We start from the raw sequence: 9,836 nt of genomic DNA, 5'->3' as shown, positions 1-9,836 counted from the left end.
AGATATTAGCGGAAAAGCTATCATAGATTATCTTAACGACGTTTTGATAACACCTTTTGAAGTTGATTATAGAGTGATTCCGGACGAGTTAGAGCTTATTAAAGAAGAACTTATGGATATGATAGACAATAAAGGATGCAGTTTAATCCTAACAACAGGTGGAACCGGTCCTGCAAAAAGAGATGTAACACCTGAAGCTACTGAAGCTGTTTGTGAAAAAATGATGCCCGGTTTTGGCGAATTAATGAGACAAGTATCACTATCTCAAGTTCCAACAGCAATATTATCAAGACAAACAGCCGGAATAAGAAAAAATTGCTTGATTGTAAATCTACCAGGAAAGCCTCAATCTATAAAATTATGCTTAGATGCTGTGATGCCAGCAATCCCTTATTGTATTGACCTTATAGAAGGAGCATACATAGACACAGACCCTAATAAAATTAAATCATTTAGACCCAAAAATAAGTAAATATTAGTGGCTTTTATAAAATTTAAAAAAGAGATCCTTCGGACTTACGTCCTCAGGATGACGGTCAAAGATTGAATGATAAACATTAAAGGAAGGATAGCCTTAGATGTCATGATGCAGCCGGCGAAGAATCTCCTACTTTTATTGAATTTCTCGCCCGAGGTATTGTATTTTTATAAATTAATTTTAGATTTATACATCCTTAAGACTATAGTCCTCGAGGATAACATTAAAAGAAGGCTGAATTATAAGCATCAAGGAAAAGGTGGCTTATTTGTAATTATTGAGTTTAACTGAGAATTTAGGACTTTAATTTTATCTCTTGTCCATTATCCGAGTTATTATAGGTTGCTTATAAAATAAAGCACCGCCTTAAGCGGTGCAGAATTTATTAGTTAAAGATTAACCACAAGAGAATGAGCTTCCACAACCGCAAGAACTTACTGCGTTTGGATTCTTAATTGTAAATCCGCCGCCCATAAAGTCCATAACGTAATCTAAAACTGCTCCATTGATATAAGGAGCTGAAAATTCATCAATAGCGATTTTTACGCCATTTTCAGCTTCAACTACTCTATCATTTTCTGCAATTTCATCATCAAATCCCATTGCATACTGGAATCCAGAGCATCCACCAGGAACTACTCTAACCCTTAAAATTGGGTTTTCAATTTGGTTTTCGTCTGCTATTCTTTTTATTTCCTTAGCAGCCGATTCTGTTACGATAAAGTTTACTGTTTGTACTGACATGTTTAATTCCTCCTAAATGAATTTTTCATTATTTAAAATATTACATAAAAACTTTTGTTGTTATGATACATATCAGAAGGACATCATATAATAAATTCCTGATTTAACCTTTTCCATTCCAAACTTTGAATTCATAAACTCATCCAGTAATGACTTTTTAGGTTTAAGTTCTATTACAGGTGCATCTTCCTTTAACTTTCCAAGTTTTTTAGCCTCCGAGATGGCATCCTGAATGTTTCCTATTTTATCAACCAGCCCAAGAGCTTTTGCCTCATTTCCACTAAATACTCTTCCATCGGCATAGCTTTTTAAAATGTCTTTTTTGATAGGTCTATATTTTACAATTGCATCTAAAAACTGATCGTAAACATCCATCACAGTTTTTTCAAGCAATGCTTTTTGCTCAGGAAGTAAAGGTTTTGTTGGATACAGAATATCTTTATTAGCTCCGCTTTTAATTGTATTTACTTTTACACCAAATTTGTTTAAAATTTCGCTTACATCAACATGCTGAATGATTACACCAATGCTTCCTGTTATTGTTCCAGGGTTTGCATAGATTACATTAGCAGGAGCTGAGATATAGTATCCTCCAGATGCAGCAACGTTTCCCATTGATACAACCACAGGCTTTTTTTCTCTTAATTTTTCAATAGCTCTGTAAATTTCCTGAGATGCACCAACAGCACCGCCAGGACTATCAACATCAATCACAACAGCTTTGATACTCTCATCTTTTGTTGCTTGTGAGATTATAGACACAGTGTCTAAATAATCTGTAATGGTTCCCTCTATTCTTATAAGTCCAACCTTTGGCTGAGATTCATAACGCAAAGCAGAGATGACATAAAAAATTACTATCAACGCTATTATTCCGATCAAGATCTTCTTCTTCATTTTTCTATCCTCTAAAAGATGACAATGTTATCTGCGTGTATAACTTCCTCAACATCTTTTCCTAAAATTTCTTTTGCTTTTTCTGTTTTAAGACCTTTTATCTTTTTAATTTCTTTGTAGCCTAAATTTACAATTCCTTTGCCGATAATGTTTCCTTCTTCGTTAGCTATAGCTACTACATCTTTTTGATTGAATATTCCTTCAACTTCTTTAATTCCACTTGGAAGCAAACTTTTTCCCGCTTTTAAAGCTTTCTCTGCACCAGCATCGACAATCAGCTTTCCTTTTGGATAAGATAAAAGCTCAAGCCAACTTTTTTTACTGCTTGACTTTTTTGCTTTGTGAGGATGGATAAAAGTTCCTATTTTATTTCCGGATAAAATATCAACTATTATATCTTTTTTCTTTGGCGCAATGATTACAGGAATTGAGTGTTGAGTGGCAATTTTTGCAGCTTCAAGCTTGCTTCTCATTCCACCGCTGCCAAATTTAGATTTTGAGCTTTTCGCAAAGTTTAAAGCTTCGTCTACATCTGCTTTAATTTCTTCTATCAGCTTAGCGTCCGGATTAGAGGGGTCATCTGTATAAAGACCGCCGGCGGTAGAAAGAATTATTAATAGATTTGCATCTGTCAGTAGCGATACATGTGCTGCCAAAAAATCATTGTCTCCAAATACAATTTCTTCAACTGCAATAGCATCATTTTCATTTATGATTGGAACAACATTAAACTCTATAAGCTTATTTAAAGTTTCCTTTGCATAAAGATATCTTTTTCTCTCCTGAAGCCCTTCAATTGTAAGTAGTACCTGTCCTATAATGAGATTATACTCTGAGAAAAATTTATCATAGATTTGCATCAAATATGCCTGTCCAACGCTTGCTACTGCTTGTTTTTCTGTGATGTTCTTTGGTCTTGATGGAAGTTTTAATTTTTTGACTCCTGCTAAAACTGCGCCGGATGAAACGATAATAATCTCTTTGTCTTTTAGTAAAGATATCTGTCTTGCAAGGTCTGAGATAAACTCAGTGTCTATATCATTGTCTTTTTCAAGAAGTTGAGAACCTATTTTAATTACAATTCTTTTAGCTTTCTCTATATACTGCCTTCTTTCCATTTAATTTCCTTTCCTTGCGAAAATTAGATATCCAGTATGGGCTACCATCCTATCTTCCGGTCTAAGTCTATCCGGAACAGGTTTGTACTGACGAAGTAAAATCTCTTCTACTTCCAAATCTATAAAATCTAATTTTTTTAGTTCTTTTAATACTTCTGAGACTTGGTTTGTTGTTGGAACCAAAAAACCTATCATCGAACCAGGCTTTAAAACGTTTTTTACATTTTCTAAATAAAGCCAAGGTTCTCTTACATCTATAAAAGCAGCGTCAAAATCTTTTTCTTCTATCTCTTCTGATAGATCTTTTAAATGTGGCTGTACTACATAATCAAGCTTTGCAAGTTTTAGGTTGTTTAATGCATTTTTTAAAAATTTTTCTTCTTTTTCATAAACATAAATTTTACCTTTTGGCTTAACTGCATTTGCCATTACGATAGTTAATGCACCGCTACCAATCCCAGACTCAAGAACTTTCATTCCATCTGTAAGACCAAGTTTTAATGTTATGTAAGCAGAATCTTTTGGATAGATGATTTGAGTATATCTCTTAATCCCAAACATTATAAGCTCATAAAGAGTAGGACGAATTAAGATAAAAGGCTCACCTTTATGTGTAAAAACTGTTTCTCCAAAATTTTTACCGATTATATCATCATGTTTAATGCTTCCAAGGTGGGTAGAAAGCTCCTTTCCCCTTTCTAAAATTATGAAAAAAGAGCTTTTTCTGCCCCTTAAATGAACCGTATCACCTTCTTTTATCATTTCTTATGGCTGAGTAATGCGATAGACAGTTGTTTATTGTTGTATAAATCTATTGAATAGTTATCCCAAAATACACATGTGCCGCCTGCAACAAAACAACCACCTGATGGGTCCATATAACTTGCAAATAATATTTTCTCTTTTCCAAGTAAAGATTTGGCAGTATCTTCAGCGTGAATTAAAGCTTGAACGTTATTCCCTGTTATGGTTAAAGAGTCTGTACAAGCTAAAATAACCTTTTCAATCCCTCTTTCTTTCATTTTTTCAAATGTTTTTGTTGTAGTAATCAATAAATTGTCATTATCATAATTATTTACATCATCTGTGATGATATCACCGTTAAACTTGATTCCAAATCTTTCAGACATTGTATTACATGTGTCTGCTATTCTATCCTCGTTTTTGTAGTAAGCAAAGATTCCAACTTTTCTGCCCTTCTTTACAAGCTCTTGTATAAAATCAACTTCTTCTTTTTTAAAAGGAATTTCAGGATAGTTAAAAATTATTACATCATAATCTGCAAATTTCTCAAACTCATCAACTTCATCAACATGAATGTCATTTTCTTTTGCGTATCTTTGTAATTTTGAAAAATAATAATGGTCCGATATTATAAATTCCTGATGTGTGGTGCTCCATGCAACTTTTACCAATGTATTACCTCCATATAGTTTTTTAAGATATTAATTTGTAACAAGAATAGTATAAAATTATAACTCAAAAACTTAAAAATTTGATGTCCTTTATGAAATAAAACTGTAAAGGATGCAGCAAAAGACTTGTAAAACATAGAAAAATAATAAAATAATAATTGATAAAGACATCAAAAAATCCAAAACAAGAAACTTGTCAACAATTATGTATCCGGATAGAAAACTTTTTATTAAACACTCGTAAAATTTCGTAAGAAGCGTTTTTAAAAGCAGTTTCGGACTTTTTCAATTTCAAACGATAGTTTTTCTTATTTTGTTTTTTAATCGAGGGTGTACACATTTGGTGGAAGCTTTCTTGTTTTGAAATCGTTAACTCTTTTCATAAAATATAGAATCTATTTTTACTTTCCGAGTATCCATTGGATAACAATTTTTGTAAGATTTTAATAAAATTGTAGTCTAAATTTAACCTTTATATATCTTACAAAATTCTCGTAAGCTTACCCTCCTGTGTCAACCTGAGGACTTTAGTCCGAAGGATCTCATTTTTTGATTTTTTTAATTTGAAAAGAAAATGAGATTCTCAACACGGCTGCAGAATGACGATTTGGATTTTTGGAACAGTCTCTATATATCTTTGGACTTATATGCTTACTTTGCTAAAATCATTCTTTTCAAGATAAGAATTTCTCTCTTGTTTTATAAACAGCTCCAAAACAAAAGCTAAAATCTTGATTATTCTTACCTTTTTTGACAAGATGTTATTACACTTTTCTAATTTGATAAAATATATGATGTCATGAAGGATATTAAAATTGAAAAGATAATTAAGTCAAACAGGAAAACTATAGCAATAAAGCCTACAGAAAATGGAACCATAATTGTGAAAGCTCCTAAAAAAGCAACAAATAAATTAATCATTGAAATCATTGAACAACATAAAGATAAAATTCTTAAAAAATTAAAAGAATTGGAAAAAATCAAAGAAATTAATTTTAAACAGTTTGTTGCCGGAGAAGAATTCCTTTATATTGGTAAAGCTTATAAACTTTACATCGTGGAAAATCTTGAAACTCCGTTAAAATTTCAAGATGGATTTTATTTATCAAAGGATTATAAAAATCAAAGAAGAGAAATATTTATCGATTGGTATAAAAAACAAGCTAAAATTATTATTCCTAACAGAGTAAAATATTGGGCTGAAAAATGTGGATACAGTATTAAAAAAGTAGGAATAACCAATGCTAACAAGCAATGGGGTTCATGTTCAGCAAAAGGTAATTTGAATTTTTCTTGGCGTTTAATACTAGCACCTTTAGAAGTGATTGATTATGTAATCGTTCACAAACTTTCTCATTTAAAAGAACTTAACCATAGCAAAAATTTTTGGAATGAATTTAAAAAATGTATGCCAGAATACAAAAAACATCATGATTGGTTAAAAAATAGTTTTAAGCTAAAGTTTTAAGTTATAAATGTTTGCAAATAGTAAAACTGTGCATTAAATTAATTTTGTATAAAACCATTAAATTATAGGGGGATATGATGGCTGACGAACATCGTGAAGAATCTCAAGAAGAACAGCGAAAACCAGAGCCAGACCTAACAGCAGTTTTTACCGGTTCCCAAGCCTTAGAAAAAGCTCCGGAAATCTATGGAGTTCCAACAGGAATTGAAGGCTTAGACGATTTATTTTTTATTGTAAAACCAGTCAAAAAGAAATTAGAAAAAGTGTCATTAAAGGGAATCCCGGCGTATTCTGTAATGAATTTAACCGGTGTATCAGATACAGGAAAATCTCTGATGGCAGAACAGTTTACCGTTTTCCGTGCAAGTCAGGGTGATAAGGTAGCATTTATTACTGTTGAATCTCCGGCTAACTTTGTTGTTGCTTCTCTAAAGCTAAGAGCGGCGGCTATGGGATTAAATTTTGATGATTTTCAAGACAACATAATTTTAATCGATGCAGCCTCTTCAACAAGAATAAGAGAAAATGTGCCGGATCTACTTGCTACTTTAGCTTATGTTATTAAAACTTACAAAGTAAAATTTACAGTTATTGATTCAGTAACCGGGCTTTTTGAAAACAAAGAAATGTTAGCAAGGGCGATAGTTAGAAGATTATTTAATTTTATGAAAAAATGGTATCAAACTGCTATCTTTGTATCTCAAAAAAGAAGCGGTCATGAGGAGTTAACAGCTGAAGCTGCAGGTGGTTATGCAGTAGGTCATATAGTGGACGGAACCATGGTTTTAGCTAAGGAGTTAATAGATTCTCCATATAAAGCTAAAATGTATAAAAAAGAAATAGGAGATATTGTTAGATTGTTTAGAATTGATGGTTGTAGAATGTCTGGACATGATACAAGAACACATTTCCTTGAAATAACAGAAACAGGATTAGTGAAAATAAAAGAACCTATAGGAGGTATTAAAAATGGTTATTGAAATCACAGGATTACCGCCAACAGAAATTAATGAAAAAGATTTAGAACATCTTGTCAGTAGAGTATTCTTCAAATCTATCGATTTACTCGGCGGCTTAAACAAACTAACAGAGTATAGAACTTTAACATGGCTTCCAAGCTTAGCAAGGGCTGCATATGTTATAGTATTGAGAGAAGAGTATCTAAAAACAGAAGAAGAAATAGCTGAAAAGGTTGGATTAACAAAAAACACGGTAAGAAATATCTTAAGAGCTGACCCAACCTTGGCAATGGAAAAAATAAAGAAGATGGAAGAATTAGCAAAAGAAGAAGCCAAAGAATTGAGAGTTCATACAGCTGGCGGTATTGCTAAGCTTGCGTTCAAAATGGTTAAAGAAGGTAGAGATGCAGAAACATTAATTCACTACTGTAGCATTACAGCTACAGAAGTTGCTCAAGCTCTTGAAGTTCCATGGGCTTATACAGTGTTAAAACATATTAAGGGTATTAAATATCCAATTCAAGATGCTACAGCATTAAAAGAAAGATTAAAAGGAGTAAAAATTAAAAACTACTCCGCAGAAGAAGTTTTAGATAAAATACACTATCCTATAAAAACACCGTCTCAACTTTTACACGAAATTAAATTAGCTATTTCTGGAATGAATGGTTAATTTAGTTATTAATGAGGATACCTTGGGCGAGAAATTATTTATTTTTATAGAATTTAAAAAGGGAGTTCCTTCGGACTTAGGTTCTCAGAATGAAAGGAAAAGGTTGAATGATAAACACTAAAGGAATGATAACCTATTCCGTCATTCTGCAGCCGTGCGAAAAATCTCTTCTTTTTCTTTTCAAATTAAAAAAATCAAAAGATGAGATCCTTCGGACTTACGTCCTCAGGATGACAAGGAAAGGAAAATTTACAGAAATTTTGGAACATTCTCAACATCTTTTGAGTTATATATAACCTGTGATATCATAATTCTGTAAAAAATTTATAAAAGGAGGATTTTAGATGGAAAGGACTTTAGTAATCGCTAAACCAGATGCAGTAAGAAAAAATGTTGTAGGTAAAATTATTTCAAGGTTAGAGGATGAAGGGTTTAAACTTGTTGCACTAAAAAAAGTAAAATTAACAAATGAACAGGCAGGGCAATTTTATATTGTACATAAAGATAGACCTTTTTATGGCGAGCTTTGTGATTTTATGTCTTCCGGACCAATAGTTCCTATGGTATGGGAAGGAGAGAATGTAATTGCAAGAGTTAGAGAAATAATGGGAGCAACTGACCCATCAAAAGCAGCAGAAGGAACTTTAAGAAAGCTTTACGGGACTAATGTAGGAGAAAATGCGGTTCATGGTTCAGATTCTCCAGAATCAGCTGCATATGAAATACCTTTTTTCTTTAGCGGGATAGAGCTTGTGGGATAAATATATTTATGGCTTAATAATATTTTTATTATTTTGTCTTTTAGTTGGGAGTATATTTATAACCTTTATATATACTCCTTACCTTTTTTCTCATTATAGTACAAAAGAAGCGGGAGAAATAGTAAGCAAGATATTTCCCTTTTATTTTAAATCCGGTTGGATAACAGGAATCATCATTTACACATTAGTAGGTGTCTTATCAGTAAAAGAAAAAGAAATTATTAAAAAGCTAAAGTGGTTTGTTATAGCTACTGCAGTTTTAATTTTAATCTCAATGGCTTTAGATAGGGCAATTTTACCTATAGCTGAAAGTTTAAAATCAGAGTATTACCATATTTTAAGTGAAGGGAAACAAAACGAAGCTAAAATTATTTTTAGTAGATTTAAAACTTTCCATGGGATATCAAGTGTTTTGAATTTAGTTAATATCATTATAGAAATTTTTATGCTAATTTATATTTTAAAGTTTTTAAAAAATTACCGAAAAAGCTATAGTATATAATACTAAAAAAGGGAGGAAGTAAAATGAAAAAGTCTGTATTAGACAAAATATTTCTTATAGTTTTGGGGGGTTCATTTATAGGTGCTATTTTTGTAGCTGTTCTCGTTTTCTTTTTAACATCAGAACTTTATAAGTCTCTGATAGCGTTAATAGGATCCCAAATTTTATTTTTAATCCCGGTTTTTGGGATTAGAAAAATTATTGGTGATATAATAGTTAAAAAACTAAGGGTAGTATCTCAAGCTATGCAAGAAGTTAGCATGGGAAATCTTGATTATGAGATAAAAGTAGAAAAAACCGGAGACGAATTAGAAGAATTAGCTGAATCCTTTGAAAGAATGAGAATTAGCTTGAAAACAATTATGGAAAAATTAGAAAAAGGTGAGCTTTAAATCATATGGAAGTAAAAACCTTAGAAAATCTTTTAAATAAGCCTTTTAATGATTTAAAACCTTATTATATAGGTGTTTTTGCTAAAGGGAAAGTTATAGCTTCAAAATATATTAAAAAATCTAAAAAGTTAGAAGATTATTTTTCAAGAATGGTAGAACGTTCTTTAGAAATAAATGATGCTATTAAGAATTTCAATGCAGAGTTTTTATCTTCAGAAGGAACAGATTTCTCAATCATGATTTATTATATAACAACTGAAATTGCCATAGGTATAATCCATATTGGAAAACCAAACTTTTCACTTTTAAAGATTGCTGCACAAGACCTTACAAGAGAATTAAAAAAATATGAAAAAGACCTATTGCTATATTATGAAGAATATTTAAAGCCAACAGAAGAACAATTTGGTTTAGAAAAAGAAAATCATC

At 31.6% G+C, this 9,836-nt stretch carries 13 protein-coding genes; 8 read left to right on the top strand and 5 right to left on the bottom strand.

The annotated features are described in order from the left end of the window. A partial coding sequence (gene mog, locus SULYE_RS03090) for a molybdopterin adenylyltransferase (RefSeq protein ID WP_007546409.1) occupies nucleotides 1-472 on the top strand: 472 nt, incomplete at its 5' end. Between the two features lie 402 nt (nucleotides 473-874). Here mog and SULYE_RS03080 read toward each other — a convergent pair. The 5 genes from SULYE_RS03080 to SULYE_RS03060 all read right to left on the bottom strand — a co-directional run bounded on the left by SULYE_RS03080 (nucleotide 875) and on the right by SULYE_RS03060 (nucleotide 4,652). Continuing rightward, on the bottom strand, nucleotides 875-1,222 hold the full coding sequence (locus tag SULYE_RS03080; RefSeq protein WP_007546407.1) for a HesB/IscA family protein: 348 nt from the start codon (nucleotides 1,220-1,222) through the stop codon (nucleotides 875-877). Between the two features lie 72 nt (nucleotides 1,223-1,294). After that, the gene (sppA, locus tag SULYE_RS03075; protein WP_007546406.1) at nucleotides 1,295-2,119 is read right to left on the bottom strand and encodes a signal peptide peptidase SppA; all 825 of its coding nucleotides are present in this window, start codon (nucleotides 2,117-2,119) and stop codon (nucleotides 1,295-1,297) included. An 11-nt stretch (nucleotides 2,120-2,130) separates the two neighbouring features. Next, nucleotides 2,131-3,237 carry a glutamate 5-kinase gene (gene proB, locus SULYE_RS03070; RefSeq protein ID WP_007546405.1) on the bottom strand — a complete coding sequence of 369 codons (1,107 nt, stop codon included), beginning with the start codon at nucleotides 3,235-3,237 and terminating at the stop codon, nucleotides 2,131-2,133. Beyond that, entirely contained in the window at nucleotides 3,238-3,999 is a 762-nt protein-coding gene (locus tag SULYE_RS03065; protein ID WP_007546404.1) for a tRNA (adenine-N1)-methyltransferase, read from the bottom strand. Then, nucleotides 3,996-4,652, bottom strand: coding sequence for a hypothetical protein (locus tag SULYE_RS03060; protein ID WP_007546402.1), 657 nt, complete (start codon nucleotides 4,650-4,652; stop codon nucleotides 3,996-3,998). The genes SULYE_RS03065 and SULYE_RS03060 overlap by 4 nt, the downstream gene beginning before the upstream one ends. Before the next feature lie 799 nt (nucleotides 4,653-5,451). On the opposite strand from SULYE_RS03060, the gene SULYE_RS03055 reads away from it, so the two are divergent. The 7 genes from SULYE_RS03055 to SULYE_RS03025 all read left to right on the top strand — a co-directional run. Next, complete coding sequence (locus SULYE_RS03055) at nucleotides 5,452-6,120, top strand: M48 family metallopeptidase (protein ID WP_007546400.1); 669 nt, start codon at nucleotides 5,452-5,454, stop codon at nucleotides 6,118-6,120. Between the two features lie 77 nt (nucleotides 6,121-6,197). After that, complete coding sequence (locus SULYE_RS03050; RefSeq protein WP_007546398.1) at nucleotides 6,198-7,100, top strand: KaiC domain-containing protein; 903 nt, start codon at nucleotides 6,198-6,200, stop codon at nucleotides 7,098-7,100. Beyond that, nucleotides 7,090-7,752, top strand: a complete 663-nt coding sequence (locus tag SULYE_RS03045; RefSeq protein WP_007546396.1) for a hypothetical protein — start codon at nucleotides 7,090-7,092, stop codon at nucleotides 7,750-7,752. Before SULYE_RS03050 ends, SULYE_RS03045 begins: the two co-directional genes overlap by 11 nt. Nucleotides 7,753-8,096: 344 nt before the next feature. Next, the gene (gene ndk, locus SULYE_RS03040; RefSeq protein ID WP_007546394.1) at nucleotides 8,097-8,513 is read left to right on the top strand and encodes a nucleoside-diphosphate kinase; all 417 of its coding nucleotides are present in this window, start codon (nucleotides 8,097-8,099) and stop codon (nucleotides 8,511-8,513) included. Then, nucleotides 8,503-9,015 carry a DUF4149 domain-containing protein gene (locus SULYE_RS03035; protein WP_007546392.1) on the top strand — a complete coding sequence of 171 codons (513 nt, stop codon included), beginning with the start codon at nucleotides 8,503-8,505 and terminating at the stop codon, nucleotides 9,013-9,015. The genes ndk and SULYE_RS03035 overlap by 11 nt, the downstream gene beginning before the upstream one ends. A gap of 23 nt (nucleotides 9,016-9,038) precedes the next feature. Further along, on the top strand, nucleotides 9,039-9,407 hold the full coding sequence (locus SULYE_RS03030; protein ID WP_007546390.1) for a HAMP domain-containing protein: 369 nt from the start codon (nucleotides 9,039-9,041) through the stop codon (nucleotides 9,405-9,407). Between the two features lie 5 nt (nucleotides 9,408-9,412). Then, on the top strand, nucleotides 9,413-9,836 hold a 424-nt coding region (locus SULYE_RS03025), incomplete at its 3' end, for a hypothetical protein (protein ID WP_007546388.1).

Source organism: Sulfurihydrogenibium yellowstonense SS-5, from assembly GCF_000173615.1.
Lineage (GTDB): Bacteria > Aquificota > Aquificia > Aquificales > Hydrogenothermaceae > Sulfurihydrogenibium > Sulfurihydrogenibium yellowstonense.
This window is presented reverse-complemented; position numbering and strand designations above follow the sequence as displayed.